Raw genomic sequence first — 24,131 nt, 5'->3', positions numbered from 1 at the left:
AAATGGCATAATATACTTAAATATTATTGGCGTTGAAGAGAAGAGTACGTAAGGGTGTCCCCTATCAGAGAGCTTCGGGAGCTGAAAAGAAGCAGGGTGACACGTTATGGAAGATGATCTCTGAGCATTCTATTCGAACCACTTTGGTGTAGGGTAGGACGGGTGTGGGCATCCGTTATCATTGTCACGGTATAAGAGTATGAAATACTCCGTACTTGCTGAGATAGTTTTGTGTGAGCAAGCTATAAACTAAGGTGGTACCACGAGTTAAACCCCTCGTCCTTAGATGTCGATTGATATCTGAGACGAGGGGTTTTTTATAATGTTTGAAGGAGGAAAAGACATGACGATTTTGATAGGCGGTGCATGGCCATATGCAAATGGCTCATTACATTTGGGGCATATCTCGGCACTGTTACCGGGGGACATCATTGCAAGGTATTACCGTTTGAAGGGTGAGGATGTCCTTTATGTATCAGGGAGTGATTGCAACGGGACACCAATCGGTATTCGGGCAAGATTGGAAGGAACTGGTATAGAGGGAATTGCTGATCGATATCATGAAGAGTTTCTCAGGTGTTTCCATGGTTTAGGCTTTAGTTTTGATGAGTATACAAGAACGGATGACACCCACCATCATCAGGAAGTTCAAAGCATCTTTACGACTCTATATCAAAGGGGATTGCTTTATGAAAAAGAAGTGGAACAAACCTATTGTGAACACGATCGGCGTTTCTTGCCTGATCGGTTTGTGGAAGGCACATGTCCTGTCTGTGGGGAAAGAGCGAGGGGGGATCAATGTGACCATTGTTCAACCGTACTGGACCCCACAGAATTAGGAACTAAAAGCTGTACCCTGTGTGGTCATGAGCCTGTACTAAAAACGACCGTTCATTTATATTTTGCACTTTCAAATTTTCAAGAACCCCTACAGAATTATTTGGAGGAAAGCAGCAGCAGATGGAGGGATAATGCTCTTCAGCTTACGGGGCGTTATGTAGATGAGGGGTTGCATGACCGACCTGTGACCAGGGATTTAGAAAATGGAGTGGCCGTGCCCATCGACGGGTTTAAAGATAAGAAGATATACGTATGGATAGAAGCGGTAAGTGGATATATAACTGCTTCGAAGAAGTGGGCAGAAAAGCATCAGCGTGACTGGAGGGATTTCTGGCAGGAATCCACCACATCCTATTATGTTCACGGTAAGGATAATATCCCTTTTCACAGTATTATCTGGCCGGCAATCCTCATGGGCATCGGGGAAAGAAATCCCCCGGACTATATTCTGTCGAATGAGTACTTGACCCTTGAGAAGAAGAAGATTTCAACGAGCCGAAATTGGGCGGTATGGGTCAATGACCTGCTGGGGAACTATCATCCAGATTCAATTCGTTATTATCTTACAATCAATGCACCGGAAAAAAGGGATGCGGATTTTTCCTGGAGAGAATTCATCTATAGTCATAACAGTGAACTTCTAGGAGCTTTGGGGAATCTTGTGCAGCGTACGTTAAAATTCTATGAAAAAGAATTTGGTGGGGATCTAACCCTTTCGTATGTATCGAAGGAAGTAGAAAGCAAGACAGCGAATATATTCCAGTCAGCAGGTCAATACATTGAAAGAGGATATGTCCGAAAGGGATTAGAAGAGATTTTTGAATTCATTCGATGGTCTAATAAGCGTTTTGATGAACAGGAACCGTGGAATGTTATAAAGGAGAATCGGGAGGGAGGAAAGGTCATACTTGAAGAATTTCTGTACGTCATATGTAATCTCAGGAATCTCATACAGCCATTTTTACCCTTCACTTCTTCAAAATTAACAGAACAGCTTGGCATACTGGGGGATTCCCATTGGAAACCCTTTGAGCTGCCTTTGGATATTACGATTGATGCGAGAGCCCCATTGTTCAGCAGGATAGACCCTGATCAAATTGAAATTGAACGAAATCGATTGATTAAAGGGTCTCAATGAAATCTAAAAGGAGAATGACATGAAGATCGTTGTCACAGCCGATACCCATCTACCTAAAAAAAGCAGAGGACTCCCGGAGGAACTGAGGATCGATCTCTTGAAAAGTGATTTGATCATTCATGCCGGAGATTTTCAAACGATAGAAATATATCAACAGTTGAAGGATTTCGGTGAACTGATCGCCGTAGCCGGGAACGTAGATCATCCGGATCTTAAGGAACTGCTTCCACAAAAAATGATCATTGAGAAAAAAGGGCTGAAGATCGGTTTGGTGCATGGAGACGGGGCGGGGAAAACGACAGAGAAAAGAGCATTAGAAACGTTTCAGCACGATGATGTAGGTGTGATTATCTTCGGTCATTCCCATATCCCGTTTTCCCGTTATCAGAATGGGATTTTCCTGTTTAATCCCGGATCTCCTACAGATAAGCGCAAACTCCCTTACTTCTCACATGGAATCCTGACAATTGGGGATTCGTGGAAAATAGAGCATAAATTCTATGTATGAACAATGAAAGAAATCCGCATCCGTCAGGCCTGGGTGCGGATTCACATCTTATAAAGGGAATCGGTAGTAATCCTGACTATAAAAGGTTTGGAAACCGCTGGACTCATAAAGTTTCAGTGCGTGACTGTTATTTGCTACTACATCAAGGAAAATGTCATTGGTATACTTGGACTCCTTCAAGACAACTTGAGACAGGGCATTCCTGCCTATGCCTCTTCCTTGATAGGATGGAAGAATGGCAAATCCGTAGATGAAGCTTTGGCCGTTTGTTCGCTCTACTCTGATTTTTCCTACTGTTTCATTTCGATGATCGATCATCATATTGCCTTCACCTGATTCTTCAAGCAGTCTCCTTGTGTAGGATTCAGCGTCAGACCTAACTACTTGAAAGCACTTTTCATCAAGATCAATGATCGTCCCTATATCCTTCTCAGAAGCAGTTCGCAACTGAACATCACTACTGGTTGTCATCAGTTGTGATTTTTTCCACTTCATTTCAAATTCCGTGAAATCATAGACAGCTTTCATTTTCTCTAATAACGCTTTTCCTGAAGTGGAGGTGCCTGGAGAATTAAGCAAAAGCTTTTGAACCGGTCGGGATTTAAGGGACAAGATGGCTTCTTCGAATAAAGCTGGAAATAAAGATTTTCCACGGAAATCCGGATGAACCATACCACACAATTCATACGTTTCCCCAAACCCATACAGCCCTAAAAATCCAACCAGTTGATTTTCATGATAATGAAAGAAATCATCAAGGCTGTCTGTTCGGTTATTAAGCATATCCCAATTGAGTTTTAAATTGATTTGATCATGTTTTTCGCAAATTCCCTGTAAGATCTTAATGTCTTCAAGCTTTTTTGAAGTAAGCATAAGTCATCCCCAATTAGTAGAAATGTAGTGTGTTTCCTTATTTGATTTTATGGGACTTACATTGATTAGACAATAGAAACTTTCGAAATTTTCCATATCCTTGAATGGATTTCTAGAAAGAATAATTGGGGTCATGCACCCATGCATGACCTCTTAATCCTTTTCCTGTATTCGCTGTATCACCTCATGGAGCTCGTCAGGCTTTAAAAATTCCAATGGGGAAAATCCTTTTTCAAACATGACCGACTCACTTTCAATCATCAATACATACCTTCCGTTCACTTTCGCCAGGTGAATGCTGTCACCAAAGTCGGAAAGAAGGGCTTTAACGGAGACATGATCAAGTTTCACCTTCAGTTCGACTTCAGGTGACTGTTCGACGATTTGGGAGGTGGCTTCCACCACTTGTTCAGTTGTGAACCTTTCCTGAAGCTCACGCTTTGGACTGATTGCCCATTCTTCCACTGCTTCTTCAAATTCAACCCGTTCATCGCTTTCTTCGGCGTATGTTTCAGAAATATGTTCCTTTACCATTCCGTAAACTTGGGATTTAACGATTTCAGGCATGGACTTTTCATATTCCACCCATTTTAAGAAATCTTCAAAGTACCTCGCATGTGAAGCTTGGTGGATTTTGATTTCGGCTGAATCCATCATCCCTTCTTCCGGCATATATGGGTATTGAATGGATTTCATGTTTTTTGTCGTGATGGCCATTTCCACGTTATGTATCAATGTCGCTTCGTCGGTGATAGTCGCTACCTTCGGTTCGAAGTCACATTTCATGATAAACACAAACGGATCATCAAAAAACTTCGTTAACTTGGCAGTTGCAACGAGGAATGCACCACCTCGGATTGCACTTGCTTCCAGGTACATCTGAACGACTTGATCACATGCCTCCCGAAAGACTTCTTTGTTCTCAGCATATCGTGTGCGGTGAAATAAATTAAAGTTCGGATTCGAAGTCAGCTCATGTCCAGGCTCCACTATGAACCGTCCAATCTTGGTCGGGGCAGATTCTGACTTTGAATGACGATCTACTTTTCGTTTCACGATTTTGGTCAATTCGCCATCAAGGAAGTTTTTGAGGGGACTTTCTTCATACTCTGTCCCGCTTAACGTTTGAAAATGCTTATGCCGTTTATCGGCTTCTTCGCCTTTTCCTTCAATTTGGATTAAATAGAAGGAAAGGTTCTGAATAGTAAAATCCATGTATCAATCTCCTGACCTTATAATATTCGTATCTTTAGATGTTCCTCTATATACTCATTGTTCAGTATAGAAAAGCTTAAAAGGTTCGTCAATCGAGTAATGAAAGTCCATTCAAGTGAGATACTAATGGTGTGAATACATTTAGGTGGTGTGAGATGTGAGGAATGATTCATTTTTATCTTTAGTAAAGAAAGGGAACAAGTCATCTCTTTTTGCTATGGTGGGAAACGGAATACTTGCCATTGCAAAGGGAGCAGCCTATTTCATAAGCGGGAGTGGGGCAATGTTTGCCTCGGCGATGCATTCTTTGGCTGATGCAGTAAATCAGGGTTTTGTGTTTGTTGGAAGCGTCCTGGCTGAAAAAAAGCCAACTGAGAAGTTTCCAACAGGATTCGGAAGAGTCATTAACCTTTTTTGTATGGTTGCTGTTATTGTCGTTTCGATTATGGCATATGAAACGATACGGGAAGGGCTTCATTTAGTAAAACATCCGGCAGATGTGAAGGGAATCTGGCTGAATGTGTCTATATTGTTATTGAATATCCTGATCGATGGAGCCATTCTCATTAAAGTAATGAAAGAAATCGGACAGGAAGCAAGAGCGGAAAGCACAGGTTTACACATTTTCTCGAATGCTTTTAAACATGTGAAGCGTGCATCACCACCGACAAGACTGGTGTTTTATGAAGATTTGGTCGCGGTGACAGGAGCTGCCCTGGCATTAATTGCTGTATTGGTATCCTATTTTTCCACCTTTCAGCTATTGGATGGAATCGTCACTATCGTCATAGGTTTCCTCATGGTGGGGGTGGCTTTCAGGGTAGGATATGACAATATGATCGGTCTCATAGGAGTGGCAGCACCTAAAGAAGTGGAGGACCGTATAGCAAGCGTGATATTTGAACATGAAGCCGTAATCGACATCTTTAAGCTGAGAATCACTCAGGAAGGCCGGTATTATCATGTTGAATCTTACCTTGAACTAAAAAAGGGATTACCACTTTCAGAAGCGGATGATATTAAGTTTTCCATACAGGATAAATTGATGAAAGACCCGGATATTGCAGACGTAACGCTTGGAATCCTTGAGGATCATGGGAATCAGGAGTGGAAAGGAAGTATACCAGAACGTCATTAGTGAACAACCTGCCGGGATTCCCCGGCAGGTTGTTTTATGGCTTGGTGGTGCCAGGGAATGGGTTTTACCAGCAGGTATATCCATCAGTTAAGCAGGAGAACGTATCACTTGGTCTTGAAACCTGTTCATACTATAATAAAGAAAATCATAGAATAGATTATCTTGGAGGGGGGATAAAATGGACATCAATAACATCCTGAAGCGTTTCAAAGACAGATCACCCAAGGTGCTTGGGAGTGAATCGTTCACAGAATACGCCATATTACTGCCTTTGATTGAGGTCAATGAAGAAACTCATGTTTTGTTCGAGGTCCGTTCCCTGAATATGAGAAGACAGCCCGGGGAAATATGTTTTCCGGGAGGACGTATCGACCGGAAAGATTCTGACGAGAAAAGTGCTGCCATTCGTGAGACAACTGAAGAACTGGGTATTCATCCAGACGTTATATCCGAAGTGCACCCACTTGATTATATCGTATCTCCGTTTGGGACAATCATCTATCCGTTCGCAGGCAAACTAAATGTTCCTATAAAAGACTTAAGACCAAATCCATCCGAGGTGGAAAAAATATTTACGGTTCCATTATCCTTCTTTCAGGAGAGTGGACCCGATGTGCATTCGATTAAATTTAATATGGAACCTGAAGAAGGCTTTCCTTTCGGGCAAATCCCAGGCGGAGAAAATTATAACTGGCAAGCGAGGCACATTAAAGAACACTTTTACTACTATGAAGACAAGGTGATTTGGGGGCTTACTGCAAGGGTACTTCATCATTTTGTTGATCTACTCTCGTAATCAAATTCTAAAGTATTGTGACAGGAAGCTTGACCCTGGGGCTGAAGTCACCCCTTCCTCTCTCTAAAATCGTTTTCGGATACAGCCTTTATAAACATAGCTGCACATTTTTTTATCCCTATGATGGAAAAGAAATTCTACATTTACCTATACGAATTGACATTACTTTTGAATTCATACTTTTTTCGATAGTTGAACTTGTCGGAGAAAGTATTTTTATTTGTGAAATTGTAGCAAATTGAAGTGTTTGTCATGATTCATTAGGAGGTAAAGAATAGTAAGCAAAAAGGAATAATGAAAAGGAGAGGGGAAGTAACCATGATTATTCGGGCAAAATGCTGGAGAATGTTAAGTGTCCAGGAAAAGATGTTTATACTTAAGGCTGTCTGCAATAAGCATCTCAAAAAGCAGTGAATCACAATTCTTTTATTTGCTTCTTAGTAACTTCCTCATGCCGCCAGATTGTCAAGCTTATTCATGTCAACTGGATGCTCCGAACCTACAATACAACTATTAAAATTCATAAAATGATCGTATTCCGTTAGCGGTTGGTGGTCAGGTCAAAACGACTTACAGATGGATTTTATATGTCTTAATGTAAGTTGCTCTTCGTATGTTTCATTCGAATAAGAGTGACATGGAAACGTTGATCCAGCCGCCAAGTGATTTTTATATTCCTATTGAGAGTTCATGAGAGCGGCAGCAAGCATCCCTTCTCTTCGTTTCTTTACATCTTCAACATCCATTATCCACCTCGATTCTCCCTTGGTTCTTTCTATGACAATCAACTCCCATCGTTTCTGTTACTATTCCATGACAATGGAGGAGAAATCAATTGTTCTGGCGCTTCTTATAGAACATTTGATAAGATAAGAGAGCACTTACATATAAGGAGGACATCTTTGTGAAAGGAACAAAAATCATCATCATAGCGGGTATACTCATGACCGTGCTGTTGAGCGCATGCAACAGGAATGCTGCTGATATGGTCGTAGACGGTGGAGTGACCATCGATGAAAAGACAAATACCGTGACATTTCAAGGATCACTTACAGACAAGCAGCTTGAACCGGACACTCCATTTCAGGTGCGTTTCTACCTGGAAGGGAAAACGGTCAGGAATGCCCTTGGAACCGATTTGGTGTATGTTGACGGGGAATTTAAAAGTCATAAACAGGGGGAAGCCTCGGAAACCATTGAAGTCCGGAAAACGATCGACATAAAAAAGCCTGAAGAGATTGACAAATTGGTAAATGAAATAAAAAACAAAGAAGAAAAAGCGGTCACCATCGAAATAATAAATGATGCTGGCAGAATCGATGAAGAGGTTCTGCATAGCGTTTCAAAGGAGTAGGGAGACAGGGTCCCTACTCCTTTGTGTGTATGAAGGCTATCGGTTATGGACGGGTCTCTTTAAAGCATACAAATCATCTTCAAGAAGAAGCATTTTATCCATTAATACACTTTTGGAATCCTCTACCCCCTGATTATAAAGGAAGGGGCCGATTTCTTTCATGAAAAAGTCAAACCAATTTTCAGCACCTAAATCCCCGATCTCATCCCCGGTCTGTTCATAGTGAAACGTCTGGATTCGTTCAATCATCGTGTCTTTCTGTTCTTTCGGTATCTTTGTATACATTGCTATTCCTCCCATTCTGTTTCTTCCATCGTAACATAACCGGCCCTATGACAGGAATGAAGCTTAAAAAGTTAAAATGTTTGACTCCATAAATGTGTTTCATCGTATAGGATGAGAGCCAGACAAGAACTAAAAAATCGGCAGTCATAACACTTACAAGCTTTGAATCTCGAAACGCGATCCCATAATCACTCAATGAAAATCCACCAAGAAGAAAAGAGAGTGACGCAACGGCCATCAGGATAAGGAGAATGTTGAAAACGTTGGAACGTAATGTTTTATGAAACAGAGAAGGAGCACTTTGAGATGGGACGGTACCAGTCTTTCTTAAGAAAAAATACGGAAGAAGGCTGAAAGCTCCTAAAATGAATGATCCTAACAGCAATGATGCGAACAATAATGGAAAAAGGCCGAGAAAATAGAACACGGTTACCACAAGAGGATCAACCGCATCAACATCCCCTGTCACCAACTGTCGTATGATGGGGTCAGTCGAAAAGCCTTCACTAGGTGCCAGAAACAGTGCATATAGTATGAGACCAAGCCATATCCAAATCATCTTATCCCTCCTCTGGAAAATTGTATCAAAGAAGCTCCTCTTGATGATATATGGGTGTGTCCGTTTCCTGATTGGAATGTGTCGATTTGAGAATCTTCGAGGGAAACGGCCATCATCAATTCCTTTGTCTATCAAATAGAACCGAAAATGATCAAATAAAAATGGATAACGGTGAAAAACTAAAAGCTTACAAGAAACTTAACAGTAAAAGGAGAATGAGTATGTGGCAGGAATTTAAAAAGTTTGCCGTTAAAGGGAATGTCATTGACCTTGCCGTTGCGGTGATTATTGGAGCCGCCTTTGGAAAAATTGTCAAATCCCTGGTTGATGATATAGTCATGCCCTTTCTTGGTATTTTGCTTGGCGGTATTAGTTTGACGAATTTAAAGCTTAAGGTTGGAGAAGCGGCCATTACCTATGGTGTATTCCTGCAAAACGTAGTCGATTTCTTTCTTATAGCCTTTGTCATTTTCTTTATAGTAAGACTGTATAAGCGCATGGAGCGAAAAGAAGAAGTGAAGGCAGAGGTGAAGGTTGATCAGAAAGAGGAGTTGCTCAGAGAGATACGGGATCTGTTGAAAACATTCAATCAAACCACCAAATAATGGTTCATTTGAAAAAAATAATAAAGGATATTCCCGTTATTTATCCAATATAACATGATAGATAAGGGGGAGTATAACGATGGATAAGGAATCAATTTATTTGATTAAAGAAAAAGATGGGATGAACAAAGATTTCGCTTTGCTTCTTTCCATGATGGATTATGTCAGGTTCACCTCATTGAACGAAGTGGAAGGGGCAGGGGTTGATTTACTTGATTATCGCTGCCACGATGAAGCTAATTCTATCGGGATGCTTCTTGCTCATTTCGATGCCGTAGAAAAGATTTATCAGGCATTGACGTTTGAGAATGTAAGTGACGGTGAAATCGAGGAATACGCTGAATCTTTGGAACCTGCATTAAGCCTGGGTGGCCAGGCAGCAGAGAAGATTAAAGGGAAAAAGCTTGAATATTATCTTGAGAATTTAAAAGTCACAAGAGAGAGAACGGTTGAGTATTTCAAGCAATTTGATGAATCCAGGCTTTATGAAGAAAGTGATTGGTGGAATGGAAAAAAAGGCAATAACTTTTTTAAATGGTTTCATGTATTTGAAGATGAGATCAATCATAGGGGACAAATACGAATGATAAAGAAACTATATACAAAGGAACTACTATCAACCAGTGTAGAATAAATCGGTGTTGCATTTTACAAATAGCCCCATTTATTTCTTGAGTTCTGTATTTGAATCTGTTATAGTAAAGATAGTTATTTTTGTTCGGTTAATATGCATGATTGAAGGACATTCGTCTTGAATCTTAATCAGAGCAGGAATATAAATATTTTTACGTGCAACTGCACTAGGAGGTACTTGTTTTATGTTACAAGGTAAAGTTAAATGGTTTAACGCTGAAAAAGGTTTCGGTTTTATCGAAGTTGAAGGTCAAGACGATGTGTTTGTTCACTTCTCTGCTATCCAAGGTGAAGGATACAAATCATTAGAAGAAGGTCAAGACGTTACATTTGAAATCGTTGAAGGCGCTCGTGGACCACAAGCTGCTAACGTTCAAAAGTAATTCAATAATGAATGTTCAAACAGAGTACGTCATCTGACGTACTCTGTTTTTTTGCGTCTCACTGTGGAGGCAGAGGAAACTCTTTCTGGTTTTTCAACTACAGTTCTGTTACTCTACACCTATATCATTTATCTAATACTGGAGTGCTGAAATATTTTGTGGATTCATGCTAAGAAATTTTTTATGTTTATAGGAGTATTTATCGTAAGCAATATTATCCTGTCCATTATCACCGGCGTGATTTTGACTTATATGTATGAAGAAAGTGGGTATCAGGGCTCTCCGATAATTGGAACACTGATCAATGTTACTTCTGCAGTCATAGCCATTTTTATAGCCTATAAGCCGCTTAAAAAAAACGAGCGAACCTAATGGAAAGAGACTAGTCAAAAGACTAGTCTCTTTTTAAGTATTCATTTTTTATGCTATGTGATTATTTGTTTTGTTGGTTTTGTTGTCTAGCTGCTTTTCTTGCTCTTTCAGCAGCGTTTTGCTCTTGAGCAAATTCTGCTTCATTTTTTTGTTGCTGCTGGTTCTTCTGTTGTTTATTGTTGTTTGCCATTTTTATCACCTCCGTCTACTATAATGTGCCCGGAAATGAAAAATAGATACATATTAAATGTTAGAGTGAGAAGTAAATGTATTCGTTTATTTTCTTGAAAAGTTGGTGGCCATCATTCTGTTTTATACGATGGAGGTCCCGTCCCTTTCCAATTACTTACTAGTTTAAAGTGATAGAAGGTGGGGTATGAATAAGTCCATGCATTTATTTTCTTTACATACATCTACTTGTATATGGAAGCGATCACAATGTTTTAAGGAGGAAGCCAGTTGAAGAATTTTAGACCGATGTTTTGGATTGCCATTACCATGGGCATAATCTTTGTGGCTTGGGGTGTTATTTTCCCTAAGTCCATGCTTGAAATTATGTCCAATACTCAAGGAGTGTTACTGGACAAATTTGGCTGGTTTTATCAGTTCTCAGCCACATTCTTTTTTCTAATCGCCATCTTTTTTGCTTTTAGCAAATATGGTAAGATCCGCTTAGGAAAAGACGCTGACAAACCAGAGTATTCCACACTGACATGGTTTGCCATGTTATTCAGCGCGGGAATGGGGATCGGACTTCTGTTCTATGGAGTTTCAGAGCCGGTTTCTCATTATGCAAGTCCTCCATTTGGAGAAGCCGGTACCATTGCATCGGCTCAAGTCGGTCTGCGCTATACATATCTTCATTGGGGATTCCACGCATGGGCGATATACGCCGTTGTCGCCTTGGCCCTTGCCTATTATAAATTCAGGAAAGACATGTCTGGACTAATGAGCGCTACTTTATATCCTGTCATAGGGGACAGGGTCAATGGGCCAATTGGGTATATTGTAGACATCATTGCAGTATTTGCAACGATTTTCGGTGTAGCGATTTCACTGGGAATCGGTTCACAGCAGATCAACAGTGGACTGAATTATCTAATGGGAACCCCGATTAACTTTCAAGTACAGCTCATCATTATTGGAATTGCAACGGTGTTGTTTATCACCTCTGCGTCTACAGGGTTATCGAAGGGAATTAAATATTTAAGTAATGCCAATATGGTGTTGGCGGTAGTATTATTCGTCCTCTTTCTCATATTAGGTCCAACCCAATTTGTACTGGAGCTGTTTCTGACCACCTTTGGGAGTTATATTCAGAACCTTCCCAGCATGGGGCTTAGATTTTCACCGTTTAATGTTGAGGATAATCAGTGGGTAAAGGATTGGACAATTTTTTATTGGGCATGGTGGATCTCGTGGACACCATTTGTAGGTACCTTTATAGCAAGGGTTTCAAGAGGAAGAACGGTGAGGGAATTCATCATTGCCGTCATTCTTGTGCCTACCTTCGTCTGCGCTCTCTGGTTTGGGGTTTTTGGCGGTACAGGATTGTATTTTGATTTTGTGCAAGGTGTAGATGTAGCCGGTCAAAGCTTAGAAACAGCTTTATTTTACGTATACGACCAATTGCCTTTAAGTGTTATGCTTTCCATTATTTCCTTATTCCTGATCATCACCTTCTTTGTCACCTCCGCTGACTCGGCTACATTTGTGTTAGGGATGCAAACGTCGAATGGAAGCCTGAATCCTCCCTTCTTTGTAAAGTTCAGTTGGGGAATTGTATTAGCTGCCATTGCGGCGATCCTGATGGGAACTGGCGGGGTAAGCGGATTGCAGGCGGCCACCATCATCACTGCATTACCTTTAGGGATCATCTTATTTGTTATGACCTATGGGCTGGTTCTTTCATTCCAAAGAGAAATAAGAGAGAAAAAAAGGAACAGAACAGCTGATATAAAGAAATGATGGCTTGAATTACGGATAAATGGGACCCTTCATAATAAATAAATGGTTTCACTCAAGGGTCTAAATCAGTGAAGGAAGAAACAGCAGCTCATTCAGCAGGGATGAGATCTGCTGTTTTTTGTTAAAGATGATGTAGTGTATATTCTTTTCTAATCGTAAAAGATTGAAGGAAATCAACTTCCTCTTACACAATTCTGGTACGATGTATGTAGCAAATAGTTTGAACTAAGGAGAAGAAAGATATGAAGCAGATCATAGCAATGGGAGGGGGCGGATTTTCCATGGAACCAGAAAATCTCCTTCTCGATCAATACATACTGAATCAGGCTGGGGGATCAAGGCCGAAGATTTGTTTTTTACCTACTGCCAGTGGAGATGCAGATGGATATATAGAGCGTTTTTACAACTCCTTTAGTACACTTCCTTGTGAGACTTCCCATTTATCACTTTTCAAATTACCAACAAAAGACTTAGCAGGTTTCATTCTGGATAAAGATATTATTTATGTTGGGGGAGGGAATACCAAGAGTATGCTCGCCCTATGGAGAGAGTGGGGGGTGGATGCGATCCTGAGACAAGCCTGGGAAATGGGGATCACAATGGCAGGGTTGAGTGCAGGGTCAATCTGCTGGTTTGAAGAAGGCATCACGGATTCCTATGGTGAAGGTCTGGAAACCATTAACGGCATGGGCTTCATAAAGGGTAGTCACTCCCCCCACTATGATGGGGAAGAAAACCGCCGCCCCCTTTATCATTCATTTATTCATCAAGAAAAGTTGCAAGCAGGATATGGTGTGGATGACGGGGCAGCGTTACACTTTATAAATGATAGGCTTTATAAAGTAGTGTCTTCCAGAAAGCACGCTTCTGCCTATTGGGTTGAGAAGAGAGCTGAGGGGATCCATGAAAAGGTTTTACCTAAAGAATATCTTGGATAAGGAATTGATTTTGTTGAAACTGCATACTCCTTAGTTCCTATACATAGGTATAGTGATGAGTCTTTTTAAAGGGAGGAGAGCATCATGAGGCAAGATAAACGAAACACACCGAGTGAATTAGTAAAGAAGACGTCAAAACAAGCCAGCGAACTTGTGAATAAAACTGCAGACACCGCTAATGATATAATCAAGAATGTTAGCGGTAAAGGGGGATTGGTTGGGAAAGTGTCCGACACCTCTGCTGATTTTGTCAAGAATGTCAGCAATACAGGGAACAAAGTAGTAGGAAAAACAGTAGATACTGCAAGCAAGGCAGTGAAAAATGCATCCGATAAATTATTTAACAAAAAGTGACACTCGAGAAGCATATTCCATATTAAAATGGAAGTGCTTCTTTTTTATTCACCTCCTCTAGCTGGTATGCTGATACTGGATGGTGAGAGAGTTAAAAATGATGGGGGATGGAAAAAATGATACGGTTTCAATTGATATCAGCGGGGGATACATACAGAATCCGACAACAGATCTTAAGACCGGCTCAATCGTTGGAGGAATGTCAGTATGAAGGAGATTTAGACCTAAGTTCCTTTCATATCGGAGCTTTTGATGAACATGAGTTGGTCAGTGTCGGCTCTTTTTATCAGGAATCACAGAATGGATTGAAAGGGAAAAGGGCTTACCGCTTAAGAGGGATGGCCACTTTACCCGAATACAGAGGAAAAGGCATTGGAAAGCAACTTATCGAATACAGCGAAGGTATCCTAAAAGAAAGAGGCTGTGACTTGTGGTGGTGTAATGCCAGGATCTCGGCGGGTCCTTACTATGAAAAGCTGGGTTTAAACCAAATGGGGGACATATTTGAAATAGAGCCCATCGGACCGCATGTGATAATGTATAAACATATATAAATGACGGGGAAGATGATGAATCCTCTATTTACAGCTTGATATTGCCTGCAATCTTTCGCACTAATAAGACAACCGGATATAGCCGGTTGTCTTTTTTCTTTCCTCAATCGTTCTGAATGGTAGATCTTCTCAGTCTAATGAATTTCACCAAATTTAACACAACGGTTTTTGTCACTGCGTAAAATGGCACGGCCAGAATCATTCCCAATATACCGGCCAGGTTCCCTGCTACAAGTAATAAAATGATGATGGTGGCTGGATGTGTGTCCAATCGTTTCCCTAGAATAAGAGGGGAGAGAAGGTTTCCTTCAATTTGCTGGGCAATTGTGACAACTACCACAACGAGTATGGCTTTGGTAGGTGAATCAAACAATGCAACGATGATTGCCGGTGCAGCACCGATAAAAGGTCCTATAAAAGGAATGATATTAGTAACGGCACCAATCAGAGCCATGACCAATGCATAGGGTAATCCAATGATCAAATACCCTATAAACGTTAGTGTCCCTACAAATGAGGCTACCGTTAATTGCCCCTGTATATAGGCAGCCAGGGTATCACTTGTATCCTTTAACGTGTTGATTCCTTCCTTACGGTACTCAGATGGCAGAAACTTCGAAAGGGCCTTAGGGAATTTATGACCGTCCTTGAACATGAAGAATAGTAAGAATGGGACAGTCACAATCAAAATGGTAATACTGGTCAAAACACTTAATAATCCTTTTAAGGCGGTTGTAATATTATCTGGGAGTGTATTGGCGAAATCAACCAACTGATTTTCCACATCTTTAAGGGATACATAATCTTGACTCATCATCCATTTGAACTGCTCAGTTTGAGATAAGTATTCGATAAAATTCCTTGTTTGACGTGCATACTCAGGCAACTCGTTGAACAACCCAGTGATTTGTCTTGTAAGCACAGGGGCGATATTTCCTATAACCAGCACCATTACACCGATGATGGCAGCATAAAGCACGATGATGGCGATGGTCCTCGGCAGTCTTGCTTTTTCAAGAAGATTGACGATTGGATTTAATAAAAAGTACAAAAAACCTGAAATGATAATTGGAAAAAATAACGTTGAAGCAAATACAACAATTGGCTCGAATAAAAATGATATCTTTGTTGATACATAAATAATGGTAAGTATAATCAGAATTTGTAAACTCCATGAATACATCTTTTTCTTGGACAACCCATTCACCTCTACCTATCGACTAGTTTGTGTGATTAAGTATATCAAAAACAGAGACGTAAACCCTACTACTATGTACAGAAAAAGGGGAAATGTTTGTGAAGAATAGGATTATGGAAGAGCTTAAACGCATTGAAGAAGAGGAAAAAGTGAAGGTTTTATACGCCGTTGAAGCTGGTAGTCGGGCATGGGGGTATCACACAGACCGGAGTGACTTTGATGTGAGGTTCATTTATATTCGGGAAGTAAAGGCATATCTGAATCTCCAAGAGACCAGTGACGTGATTGAAACATGCACTCATCAAGGCCTTGAATGTAGTGGATGGGATCTGAAAAAAGCACTTAAACTTCTCCGTAAGTCAAATCCTTCTTTATTGGAGTGGCTTACACCAGAAAATATATATTGGGAGCATTCGTCCATAGAGAAAATACGGAAAATGAGGGATATTGCATTTTCCCCGGACCGATGCATCATTCATTACTTTCACATGACTAAACGCAATTTCGAGAAGCGTTCGAAAGACGGGGCGGCCATTCCTAAAGAATGGATGACCATCATCAGGCCGTGGCTTTCTTATCAATGGATCATAAAGTACCGTACCTTTCCACCTAACGAGATCTTCAGGATGCTTGAACATCTTCCCATTAATGGAGAGACAAAGGACACGCTTATCTTCCTCATCACATCAAGAGTGGAAGAAAGAAAGGTATCAGATTCTTTCATGAAGAATCTGGAAGTCAGTATCCATCATGATGTAGTAAAGATGGAGGAACTCGTAGAAGGACTGATCATAAATGAAGCCGATTTATGGGATGAACTAAATCAAACATTTTTTAGCATGTTGAAAGAGGTATGGGGTGGTGCGAAGCCGGAGTGGTAGCCCAACAAATGGGGTTAATAAGAAAATGAATCTATTTTCTTTCATCATCAGTAGAATGGCCACCCTTTAAGAAAGGCTGGCCATTCTAAGAAAATAATCATGAAACGATCTTTAAGCCAATGATACTACCAATGATACAGAAGATAAAAAACACTCTCTTAATGTCTTTTGTTTCCTTGAAGAATATCATTCCAATCATAACAGCACCAGCAGATCCGATCCCGGTCCATATCCCATATCCTGTACTCACAGGGATATCAAGGAGAGAAAGTGACAATAAATAAAAGCTCAATGCACCTGCAAGAAAGCTTAGAAGGGAAGGGACAAGCTTTTTGAATCCTTCCGACAGCTTCATGAATGTGACCATGACTACTTCAGAGAATCCTGCCAAAATCAGTAACATCCATCCCATTAGTATGACCTCCCTGCATCATTTTCCTCTTTGTCACTCATCTTCAGACCAATTACACCAAAGATGAGCAGTGAGATAAAAACAACCTTCAACAGGCTAAATCCTTCATTCAGAAACACCATACCCACAACAGCTGTTCCAGCGGCACCAATGCCTGTAAAGACGGCATAAGCAGTACCAATGGGCAATAATTTCATGGAATTAGAGAAAAAATAAAAACTGATCAAAATAAGAACCGATGTGATGATGCTTGGGCCGGGTTTAGTAAAACCCTCTGAAAGAGATAAACCGGTTGCCCAGCCAATCTCCAAAACCCCGCCTATAATGACGTAAATCCAACCCATGATGCTACTCTCCTTTACGACTTGAAATCCCCAGTTCATATACCTTCCAAGCCGATTCAATTCGTCGTTGAAATATTTCCTCTGTGTAATAATGATGCTCTAAAAAAACACCATCAACTAAACATAAAAATGAGGCAACAAATTCTTCTTCCTCAATGTCATGAAATAGATTTTGGTTCATTCCTTCTCTATAGATGGATACCAAAATCGAAGACGTCACCTCTTCAAAATAGATGAAATGCTCTTGGATAAGTTCTTTAAACATTTCAGGCGGAAAGAATGTTACTCTTTTCCATAATAATGCTTCCTTAGTCGTCATTAATCTGTGACAAAACAGGTCAAAAAGTGTACGTATATTCGTTAGCGGTTCTTCGGGATCCATATTCTCCTGAACGCTGCGATATGCCTTTACTTCAGACACGTTTAAATCTTCAAGCACTTCCACAAATAAATCCTCTTTGCTTTTGAAATGATTGTAAATGGAAGGCTTTTTTATGCCGACAGCGGTGGCAATTTCCTGCAAGGAGGTATCCTCATATCCTTGCTGGCCGAATAAATCTAATGCTGCCGCTTTAATGAGTTGTTTGTTGTCCGATTTCATATTGACTTCACTTCCTTCCTAACTAACTAACGGTAGGTAGTCTTATTGTAGTCCTTTTTCCTATCCAAATGCAAGCTGGATGATTTATCCATTTCTGTAGTGTTTTCGAATGAATGGGAGAATTCCTTCATATAATCATTTGTTGATCTTATATGAAAGGAAAATGATCCAAATGGTGAACGTACGTGTTAAAGTAATGATACTGGGAATCCTGCTTGTTTTATTGATGGGACTCTTTGTTCTGAAGATAGTGGTTATTAGCCAGAAAGAATGGGTATTGATTGAGGAAAAGTACTTTCCGGTAAATGGGAATAAAGGTTCAACAGGGATAAAGACAGGAGAGGTCATCGATGAAAAGAACAGGTATCCTTCATGTTCTATGAGATTTGACAACGGGCGAACGTACAAGGTGGATTGTGACCAGTATTTGGATTTCAATGTAGGAGAGAAGGTCAGGATCATTACAGTTGATAACGAATATGCAAAACTGAGAAGAAAGTGATCTGTTTCAATGGGAAGATACGTTAATAAATGAAAAAGGGGGAGAAATGAATGAACAGTCGTGATCTCGTACAATATTATATCGTTAACAAGGATATTAACATGTCAAAAGGTAAAACGGCAGCACAAGTGGCACATGCTGCTACGCTTACTACGTTGACTATGATGTCATCGGATTCACCTTTTCTTAATCGTCAAACTGACTTCGTAGAATGGGTGCAGACGGGGATGAAAAAGATTGTCCTGAAGGGTAAAGCGGAAGAGCTGGAGAAACTGGAGAAGAAAGGATACTTCAGCATTCATGACAGCGGGCTAACTGAAATTAAAGCAGGATCCCTGACAGTGGTAGCGCTTCCGCCAATGGAAAAGCATGAAGCGAATGAGCTTATAGGGCACCTGACTCTTTTAAAAGACTAAATGAAAAGGAGGGATTCCATTGTTTTCTAAAGTGGATACAGTTCATATTATAGTAGACGATTTAAAGAAGTCCGTTCAATGGTATACAGAGGTATTGGAGTTTGAGCAGGTTTTTGACTCTGGTCAATATATTGTGTTTCAAATAGGTCAAGCAAGTACCAAACTTACGATTCAAGAGGGAAAGGTCCGTCCCTCATCCATTAAGCCGATTCTTTTTTCTGATGCGTTGGAAGAGACACGCTTAAAGCTTGTAGAGAAAGGTGTGAACGTGGGAGAGATAGAAGAGGATGGTGAGGTGAGCTTCTTTGAATTTTGGGATTTAGATGGAAATGGATTTGAGGCTTGCCAATATATGAATTTCTAAATCAAACCCAGATTCGTGATAAGAGATAAATGAAGGTAGGAGATGGAGCTGTGGGATACATAGAAGAATTAAGAGAGATGGTTGGAACGCGCCCTCTTATTTTTGTAGGGTCTGTCGTATTGGTGTTTAATGAAATGCATCAGGTTCTCCTTCAGCAACGGAGATTTCCAAGTGGTTCATGGGGTCTGCCCGGTGGATTGATGGAATTAGGGGAATCAACTGAAGAGACAGCGAAAAGAGAGGTGAAAGAGGAAACGAATCTGGAATTAGGTTCATTGCACTTGTTCAACGTATATTCTGGAAAGGATCAGTACATACAAGCTGAAAATGGGGACGAATTTTACGTTGTCACCACAGTGTATTCTACAAATGAATTTAAAGGGGAAATGAAAGCGGAAAGGACTGAATCCATACAGTTAAGATTCTATGATCTTGAGGGTTTACCAGAATCAATGGTTAGTAGCCACAAGAGAATGATTCATGACTATAAGAAACATTTCCCATCAGGGGAAGGACATTGTTAAAGCGGAAATACGGGACACGGGAGGGATGGTCTCGTATATTGGAAAAAGAAGTCTCCATTCAATATACATCTTCAGGAGAACGGAATGGCTATCTTTCCCTTGTTACATTCAAAAAGGTCTCTCATCCCCTTTATGCAAGATATGAAAATATTTCCATATGTATTGCGAATGATGGATTCTCATGGCTGCAATTCTTTCCTGATCAGTGCCACTATTCCATTACTGCTATGCTGAACAAGGAACAAGCTGTTATCCAATGGTATATTGATATCACCAAAGAAAATGGATATGATGCCATAAGAGGACCATGGATGGATGATTTATATTTGGACATCATCGTTTTGCCTGATGGAAATATGATTACAAAAGATTTGGACGAATTGCAGGACGCTTATAAAAATGAATTTATTTCGAAGGTGGACTACTTGCTCGCTAATACGGAATGTGAACGACTCGTTCAACGTATTGAACAAAAAAAGCTGAACTTGGAGCAATTGACCAGGGAACATTTAGCCTTCTTCCGTTCATCAGTTTAGGTGTAAGGTGGTCCTGTTTGAAAAAGGGAAAGATGTGATTCGCCATTTAAAGACAGGGATACAAAAAAAGCTGATTCACTATCTCAAGTGATCAGCTTAATCATAAGTCCTTTATTTCAATGTATCAAGATACGCATAATATGCGGCTAGTTTTTCGTTGTTGTTTGCTGCTTTCCCATTCCTTTTTGATGATTTCCCTATTGCAAAAAATTCATTATGAACAGGGAGCACGTGAACGGTAACAGCTGGACGTCCTCTATGCCTATTATCCCGTGGTACGTGAAGCATGGAAAATCGTTTCATCATAATGCCTCCTTCAAGGAGAGAGGTATTCTACTACTTGATGTTTCAAGCAGTCCCATATTCGTTTAACCATACCACACCCTTAGATTTAATTCAACTTTCTGATTAGGATGTTACACTCTTTTGGAAATATTCGGTTAAGTATGTAGCCAATCACTGTATGGTTCAAAAGGAAGAAATCCGGCACTTTCTAGAGAAAGGGAAGCATCGTTCTAAGGAAAACTACCTTTATATACGAATAGAGCTCAATTATAATAAAATGATAAAGTACCCCCATGAGTGATAGCTTTCATTCGTATTCTATGATAAGAATGTATATGACCTTTTGACATTCTGAATGAATAGACAACTTGGGAGGTATTTAAAGGTATGAATATTGATGATGTACTAGAAGATACCACGGAACTTGGACAAGAGGATATTAAACGCCCAATCTATTGCGTCGATATTGATAAGCTTCTGGATTTGACGAGTGATCTATAAGGAAAACTAACTATATAAGGAGAAAAGGCAAGCCCTCGAATAAGGGCTTGCCTTTTCTTATAGTGGCAGGGAACTCCTGATTTATTCAGTCGTCTCCTGCCACTGATTGAAATCTAGTCATGTCTTTTATGTTTGTTGAGTAACTCTTTAAGAAGGTTAATAATTGTGGCTCGTTCGCTTTTATTGAAAGATTGTGTCCAACGTGAGATCAACACTTCTTCCTCTCGTGAAAAGTCGCGTTGTAAACCATCCAGAAACACTTCCTTAATTTCGTCTTCAGCATACTGTGGATTGATAGATTCATGTTTCATCGAAATGCCTCCTCCATTTTTCTTATCCATTTTCCCCTGAATAATAAATTCAAACATACAAACTGTCTGCGTGGGATATCGTGGTTATGCATTGATGAGATTAAGGCAAGAATAGAGAGAAAAGATAAAGGAGAAATCGATGTCACTCCCTTTTTTCATTACCATATTTATCGTCCTTATCTACATTGTTCTGTTTATGGATAAAAAGCTTTCTTTCACCACAAATTCTATACAGTTCATGGTGTTATCGATTATTTCAACGAATTACCTTACCGTAATGACCAATAAGCTAGAATGGATTAGAGCTTCAAGGGACGTCACCCAATTCATCAGCTTACTCATTAACCGTGAATGCATATTGCCCTTGGTTGGAGTGGTTATGGTTAACAGGTATTTGAATTCTGACTCAGTAATTCATAAATCCATTCTCTTCATTAGCTTATTATTTTTTATCACCAGTTTAGATCTTCTTCATCTGCATTTTAAAACAATAGATTATCCCCAGTGGAGTCTATTAAATACCGTTATCATGAACAGTGTTTATTTGATTATTTCAATTGGGCTGGGAAAAGCGCTGTATGCACTGCAGAAAAAGGAGGTTAAAAAGGGTGGACAGAATTTATGAGAGGTCTTTTGACTTAAACGAGTGGTTTATAATCATTAGTCTCATGACCCTCCTTTTATTAATATGGATCACCCCAAAAATATTTTCATTTCTCGAAGGATTAAGTTACTTCATTTATGGAATAGCGATTGGGATGTTTTATGATCATACAATCAGTATCCCACCTTGGGATTATTATGACGTGAATGATCGTTCAAGCTACCAGGCCATCGATTTTATAAGCTATATCATGTATGGGCCTTACAGTTATTTTTTTATTTATATCTATAAGAAGTTGAATATCAAGGGAATCATGAATCTTGCATATATCTTAATCTGGACAGCCTTTTCAATACTGATGGAGTGGATCACATTAAAAATCGGTATTTTTCACTTTGAGAAAGGGTATGAAATGTATTGGTCCATACCTATTTATATGGCGGTTCAGAGTATCCAACTTCTATTTCATCATAAAGTGAAGAAAAGTAACTGAAGGAATGGAAAAAAACCAGTGGCCAAGAGGCTACTGGTTTTTTGTTAGTTGGGAAGGAGTGCATTATCCTGAGTAAATCCAATATCTTCGAGTGCCAGCTTTAAAGTTGCACTTGTTTTCAAATCATCGAAGGTAATCCCCAGATTTCCAAGGGTATGGGCCACTTCAGGGCGAATACCTGTCAATACGGATTGAACACCCATCATTTTTAATGCATGGATGATCTGATAGATATTATGTGAAACCATCGTGTCCATAATGGCCACACCGGATATATCTATGAATAAATGGTCTAACTGTAATTCTGAACTTCTCTTTAAAGCGGTTTCCATTACAGAGCTTGCTCTGTGGGTGTCTATTTCACCTATTAGAGGTAATATTGCAACCTTGTCAGCAATAGGGACAATCGGGGCGGAGAGTTCATCCATAGCCGTATGAATAAGGGCCAGCTGATCATTTTGCTGCTTTATAGCCAATTCATTGAACATGTATGTAATCTCATCCAGTAAGGGATTGATTCTATTGTTGGCTTGTAGCATGAGGGAGGCCGATATTTTATTGTCTTTAATTTGTTCGCTGAAAAATTCCCAAATCGCTGTACGGTACTTGGATAAGATTTTTAAGACCTCATTCAGGGATATACCGTGTTCAATGACGGCTTTTCCAACTTTCTGTGACCATTCATTTATTTTAATAAGAGAATCATTTCGATCTTCATATAGTGATTCTCCAAGGGTATGAATTAATTCATTCCGCCGCTCTGACACTTCTTCCATCGTCATTCCTGAGAATTTAATCTGTTCTGAATACCGCAGTCCTTGATTTTCGTAGACCATATGAGTGATTTCAGATTTATGAGAAATAATCTCTTGTCCTAAATATAGTAATTCATCTTCCATCTTTTCAGCCAGCTCCTTTATTTACAGATGATTTATTTGAACTTTCGCAATAATCTCTTTTAATGGTAGTATAGTATAACATAGAAAACTGTAGAATTATACCTATACGAAGTACGGTCATTACTGTTTATGTTAAAAAGAAGGAGTAATTGAAGTGACACATCTATGTTTAGTAAGACACGGGCAAACAAATTGGAATCTTCATGGGAAATTACAAGGTCAAACAGACATACCATTAAATGAAAACGGGAAATTGCAAGCAGAAGAATGCAGAGAATACTTAAAAATGGAAAAATGGGATGTACTCATAACCACTTCATTGATGAGAGCAAGTAAAACAGCGGATATTATCAATGAAGCCTTGGACCTGGACATTGTTTTAATGGATCAATTCAAGGAACGCTTTTTTGGTTTAGGAGAGGGCTTGTCCCGTGAAGAAAGAGAAAAGAATTATCCGGCCTTTATCTTCCCTGAAATGGAAACATACAATGAACTGGTAGATAGGGTGCAGGGAGGATTGAGGGAGATACAGCTTCAGTTTCCTGACAAGAAGGTACTTGTGGTGGCTCACGGTGCAGTCATCAGTGCAATCTTAAAAGAGTTTCTTGAAAAGGACAAGAAATCGGAGCACTTGAAGCTGTTTAACGGGTGTCTCAGCCATTTGCATTTCAAGAATAACCGTTGGTCCGTACATTCCTATAATGAAGTTGGTCATTTATCGGAGCATGCATAAAGCTGGAACTACTT

Annotated in this window: 33 protein-coding genes and 1 other annotated feature; of the genes, 21 read left to right on the top strand and 12 right to left on the bottom strand. The window is 39.9% G+C overall.

Annotated elements, in window-relative coordinates:
* The first annotated feature begins 23 nt into the window (after positions 1-23).
* Positions 24-287 (top strand) — a binding site (T-box leader).
* A 56-nt stretch (positions 288-343) separates the two neighbouring features.
* Positions 344-1,978: a methionine--tRNA ligase gene (gene metG / locus LS684_RS23605; protein WP_233812065.1), complete on the top strand. Its 1,635-nt coding sequence runs from the start codon at positions 344-346 to the stop codon at positions 1,976-1,978.
* Between the two features lie 19 nt (positions 1,979-1,997).
* A complete protein-coding gene (locus LS684_RS23600) occupies positions 1,998-2,486 on the top strand; it encodes a metallophosphoesterase family protein (RefSeq protein WP_169215137.1) in 489 nt (162 codons plus the stop codon).
* Positions 2,487-2,534: 48 nt separating this feature from the next.
* Here LS684_RS23600 and LS684_RS23595 read toward each other — a convergent pair whose 3' ends face one another.
* Positions 2,535-3,359 carry a GNAT family N-acetyltransferase gene (locus LS684_RS23595; RefSeq protein WP_233812064.1) on the bottom strand — a complete coding sequence of 275 codons (825 nt, stop codon included), beginning with the start codon at positions 3,357-3,359 and terminating at the stop codon, positions 2,535-2,537.
* 153 nt (positions 3,360-3,512) lie between these two features.
* Positions 3,513-4,574, bottom strand: coding sequence for a DUF3900 domain-containing protein (locus tag LS684_RS23590; RefSeq protein WP_233812063.1), 1,062 nt, complete (start codon positions 4,572-4,574; stop codon positions 3,513-3,515).
* A 157-nt stretch (positions 4,575-4,731) separates the two neighbouring features.
* Between LS684_RS23590 and LS684_RS23585 the strand changes: the two genes are divergently transcribed.
* The 3 genes from LS684_RS23585 (at position 4,732) to LS684_RS23575 (ending at position 7,862) form a co-directional block, all read left to right on the top strand.
* Positions 4,732-5,712 carry a cation diffusion facilitator family transporter gene (locus LS684_RS23585; RefSeq protein WP_267930459.1) on the top strand — a complete coding sequence of 327 codons (981 nt, stop codon included), beginning with the start codon at positions 4,732-4,734 and terminating at the stop codon, positions 5,710-5,712.
* Positions 5,713-5,890: 178 nt separating this feature from the next.
* Positions 5,891-6,508 (top strand): NUDIX hydrolase, encoded by a 618-nt coding sequence (locus tag LS684_RS23580; RefSeq protein WP_169215134.1) that lies wholly within the window; start codon positions 5,891-5,893, stop codon positions 6,506-6,508.
* A 904-nt stretch (positions 6,509-7,412) separates the two neighbouring features.
* Complete coding sequence (locus LS684_RS23575) at positions 7,413-7,862, top strand: hypothetical protein (protein WP_169215133.1); 450 nt, start codon at positions 7,413-7,415, stop codon at positions 7,860-7,862.
* A gap of 36 nt (positions 7,863-7,898) precedes the next feature.
* On the opposite strand, the gene LS684_RS23570 is transcribed toward LS684_RS23575, so the two are convergent.
* Positions 7,899-8,147 carry a DUF2164 domain-containing protein gene (locus tag LS684_RS23570; RefSeq protein WP_169215132.1) on the bottom strand — a complete coding sequence of 83 codons (249 nt, stop codon included), beginning with the start codon at positions 8,145-8,147 and terminating at the stop codon, positions 7,899-7,901.
* Positions 8,104-8,706 carry a hypothetical protein gene (locus LS684_RS23565; protein WP_233812062.1) on the bottom strand — a complete coding sequence of 201 codons (603 nt, stop codon included), beginning with the start codon at positions 8,704-8,706 and terminating at the stop codon, positions 8,104-8,106. Before LS684_RS23565 ends, LS684_RS23570 begins: the two co-directional genes overlap by 44 nt.
* A gap of 221 nt (positions 8,707-8,927) precedes the next feature.
* Here LS684_RS23565 and mscL point away from each other — a divergent pair, with 221 nt between their 5' ends.
* The 3 genes from mscL (at position 8,928) to cspD (ending at position 10,327) form a co-directional block, all read left to right on the top strand.
* Entirely contained in the window at positions 8,928-9,311 is a 384-nt protein-coding gene (gene mscL / locus LS684_RS23560; protein ID WP_169215130.1) for a large conductance mechanosensitive channel protein MscL, read from the top strand.
* A gap of 79 nt (positions 9,312-9,390) precedes the next feature.
* Entirely contained in the window at positions 9,391-9,945 is a 555-nt protein-coding gene (locus tag LS684_RS23555; protein WP_233812061.1) for a DinB family protein, read from the top strand.
* A 184-nt stretch (positions 9,946-10,129) separates the two neighbouring features.
* Complete coding sequence (gene cspD, locus LS684_RS23550) at positions 10,130-10,327, top strand: cold-shock protein CspD (RefSeq protein WP_032088076.1); 198 nt, start codon at positions 10,130-10,132, stop codon at positions 10,325-10,327.
* 433 nt (positions 10,328-10,760) lie between these two features.
* On the opposite strand, the gene LS684_RS24195 is transcribed toward cspD, so the two are convergent.
* The gene (locus tag LS684_RS24195; RefSeq protein ID WP_267930456.1) at positions 10,761-10,889 is read right to left on the bottom strand and encodes a hypothetical protein; all 129 of its coding nucleotides are present in this window, start codon (positions 10,887-10,889) and stop codon (positions 10,761-10,763) included.
* A 269-nt stretch (positions 10,890-11,158) separates the two neighbouring features.
* Here LS684_RS24195 and LS684_RS23545 point away from each other — a divergent pair, with 269 nt between their 5' ends.
* From LS684_RS23545 to LS684_RS23530, 4 genes are all read left to right on the top strand, one after another.
* Positions 11,159-12,667, top strand: coding sequence for a glycine betaine uptake BCCT transporter (locus LS684_RS23545; RefSeq protein ID WP_432418846.1), 1,509 nt, complete (start codon positions 11,159-11,161; stop codon positions 12,665-12,667).
* Positions 12,668-12,909: 242 nt separating this feature from the next.
* On the top strand, positions 12,910-13,605 hold the full coding sequence (locus LS684_RS23540) for a Type 1 glutamine amidotransferase-like domain-containing protein (RefSeq protein WP_233812060.1): 696 nt from the start codon (positions 12,910-12,912) through the stop codon (positions 13,603-13,605).
* A gap of 84 nt (positions 13,606-13,689) precedes the next feature.
* Positions 13,690-13,959: a hypothetical protein gene (locus LS684_RS23535; protein WP_169215128.1), complete on the top strand. Its 270-nt coding sequence runs from the start codon at positions 13,690-13,692 to the stop codon at positions 13,957-13,959.
* Positions 13,960-14,066: 107 nt separating this feature from the next.
* Positions 14,067-14,513: a GNAT family N-acetyltransferase gene (locus tag LS684_RS23530; protein ID WP_233812059.1), complete on the top strand. Its 447-nt coding sequence runs from the start codon at positions 14,067-14,069 to the stop codon at positions 14,511-14,513.
* A 103-nt stretch (positions 14,514-14,616) separates the two neighbouring features.
* Here the strand turns inward: LS684_RS23530 and LS684_RS23525 are convergent, their stop codons facing one another.
* The gene (locus LS684_RS23525) at positions 14,617-15,711 is read right to left on the bottom strand and encodes an AI-2E family transporter (RefSeq protein ID WP_233812058.1); all 1,095 of its coding nucleotides are present in this window, start codon (positions 15,709-15,711) and stop codon (positions 14,617-14,619) included.
* Between the two features lie 98 nt (positions 15,712-15,809).
* Here LS684_RS23525 and LS684_RS23520 point away from each other — a divergent pair, with 98 nt between their 5' ends.
* Entirely contained in the window at positions 15,810-16,592 is a 783-nt protein-coding gene (locus LS684_RS23520; protein WP_169215125.1) for a nucleotidyltransferase domain-containing protein, read from the top strand.
* A gap of 97 nt (positions 16,593-16,689) precedes the next feature.
* On the opposite strand, the gene LS684_RS23515 is transcribed toward LS684_RS23520, so the two are convergent.
* The 3 genes from LS684_RS23515 to LS684_RS23505 are packed head-to-tail and all read right to left on the bottom strand — an operon-like array spanning position 16,690 to position 17,949.
* Positions 16,690-17,004 (bottom strand): DMT family transporter, encoded by a 315-nt coding sequence (locus LS684_RS23515; RefSeq protein ID WP_225003376.1) that lies wholly within the window; start codon positions 17,002-17,004, stop codon positions 16,690-16,692.
* On the bottom strand, positions 17,004-17,348 hold the full coding sequence (locus tag LS684_RS23510; RefSeq protein WP_169215123.1) for a DMT family transporter: 345 nt from the start codon (positions 17,346-17,348) through the stop codon (positions 17,004-17,006). The genes LS684_RS23515 and LS684_RS23510 overlap by 1 nt, the downstream gene beginning before the upstream one ends.
* 4 nt (positions 17,349-17,352) lie before the next feature.
* Entirely contained in the window at positions 17,353-17,949 is a 597-nt protein-coding gene (locus LS684_RS23505) for a TetR/AcrR family transcriptional regulator (RefSeq protein ID WP_233812057.1), read from the bottom strand.
* Between the two features lie 172 nt (positions 17,950-18,121).
* Between LS684_RS23505 and LS684_RS23500 the strand changes: the two genes are divergently transcribed.
* Genes LS684_RS23500 through LS684_RS23480 form a run of 5 tightly spaced genes read left to right on the top strand, consistent with a single transcriptional unit; the run spans position 18,122 to position 20,291 of the window.
* Positions 18,122-18,451, top strand: a complete 330-nt coding sequence (locus LS684_RS23500) for a hypothetical protein (protein WP_233812056.1) — start codon at positions 18,122-18,124, stop codon at positions 18,449-18,451.
* 50 nt (positions 18,452-18,501) lie between these two features.
* On the top strand, positions 18,502-18,867 hold the full coding sequence (locus tag LS684_RS23495) for an aminoacyl-tRNA hydrolase (RefSeq protein ID WP_233812055.1): 366 nt from the start codon (positions 18,502-18,504) through the stop codon (positions 18,865-18,867).
* 19 nt (positions 18,868-18,886) lie between these two features.
* Positions 18,887-19,231, top strand: coding sequence for a VOC family protein (locus tag LS684_RS23490; RefSeq protein WP_233812054.1), 345 nt, complete (start codon positions 18,887-18,889; stop codon positions 19,229-19,231).
* Between the two features lie 50 nt (positions 19,232-19,281).
* The gene (locus LS684_RS23485) at positions 19,282-19,755 is read left to right on the top strand and encodes an NUDIX hydrolase (RefSeq protein WP_233812053.1); all 474 of its coding nucleotides are present in this window, start codon (positions 19,282-19,284) and stop codon (positions 19,753-19,755) included.
* 38 nt (positions 19,756-19,793) lie between these two features.
* A complete protein-coding gene (locus LS684_RS23480; RefSeq protein ID WP_233812052.1) occupies positions 19,794-20,291 on the top strand; it encodes a ribonuclease FAU-1 family protein in 498 nt (165 codons plus the stop codon).
* A 111-nt stretch (positions 20,292-20,402) separates the two neighbouring features.
* Here LS684_RS23480 and LS684_RS23475 read toward each other — a convergent pair whose 3' ends face one another.
* Positions 20,403-20,597, bottom strand: coding sequence for a hypothetical protein (locus LS684_RS23475; protein WP_233812051.1), 195 nt, complete (start codon positions 20,595-20,597; stop codon positions 20,403-20,405).
* A gap of 593 nt (positions 20,598-21,190) precedes the next feature.
* Positions 21,191-21,388, bottom strand: coding sequence for a hypothetical protein (locus tag LS684_RS23470; protein ID WP_225003368.1), 198 nt, complete (start codon positions 21,386-21,388; stop codon positions 21,191-21,193).
* A gap of 139 nt (positions 21,389-21,527) precedes the next feature.
* On the opposite strand from LS684_RS23470, the gene LS684_RS23465 reads away from it, so the two are divergent.
* Both LS684_RS23465 and LS684_RS23460 read left to right on the top strand, forming a co-directional pair.
* A complete protein-coding gene (locus tag LS684_RS23465; RefSeq protein ID WP_233812050.1) occupies positions 21,528-22,013 on the top strand; it encodes a hypothetical protein in 486 nt (161 codons plus the stop codon).
* Positions 21,997-22,485 carry a hypothetical protein gene (locus LS684_RS23460; protein ID WP_169215113.1) on the top strand — a complete coding sequence of 163 codons (489 nt, stop codon included), beginning with the start codon at positions 21,997-21,999 and terminating at the stop codon, positions 22,483-22,485. The genes LS684_RS23465 and LS684_RS23460 overlap by 17 nt, the downstream gene beginning before the upstream one ends.
* 44 nt (positions 22,486-22,529) lie before the next feature.
* On the opposite strand, the gene LS684_RS23455 is transcribed toward LS684_RS23460, so the two are convergent.
* Complete coding sequence (locus LS684_RS23455; RefSeq protein ID WP_225003366.1) at positions 22,530-23,384, bottom strand: STAS domain-containing protein; 855 nt, start codon at positions 23,382-23,384, stop codon at positions 22,530-22,532.
* Between the two features lie 154 nt (positions 23,385-23,538).
* On the opposite strand from LS684_RS23455, the gene LS684_RS23450 reads away from it, so the two are divergent.
* On the top strand, positions 23,539-24,117 hold the full coding sequence (locus tag LS684_RS23450) for a histidine phosphatase family protein (protein ID WP_233812049.1): 579 nt from the start codon (positions 23,539-23,541) through the stop codon (positions 24,115-24,117).
* Positions 24,118-24,131 lie beyond the last annotated feature (14 nt).

This window comes from Cytobacillus spongiae, assembly GCF_021390075.1.
The sequence above is the reverse complement of the archived record's forward strand: the minus strand, read 5'-3'. Positions and strand labels throughout refer to the sequence as shown.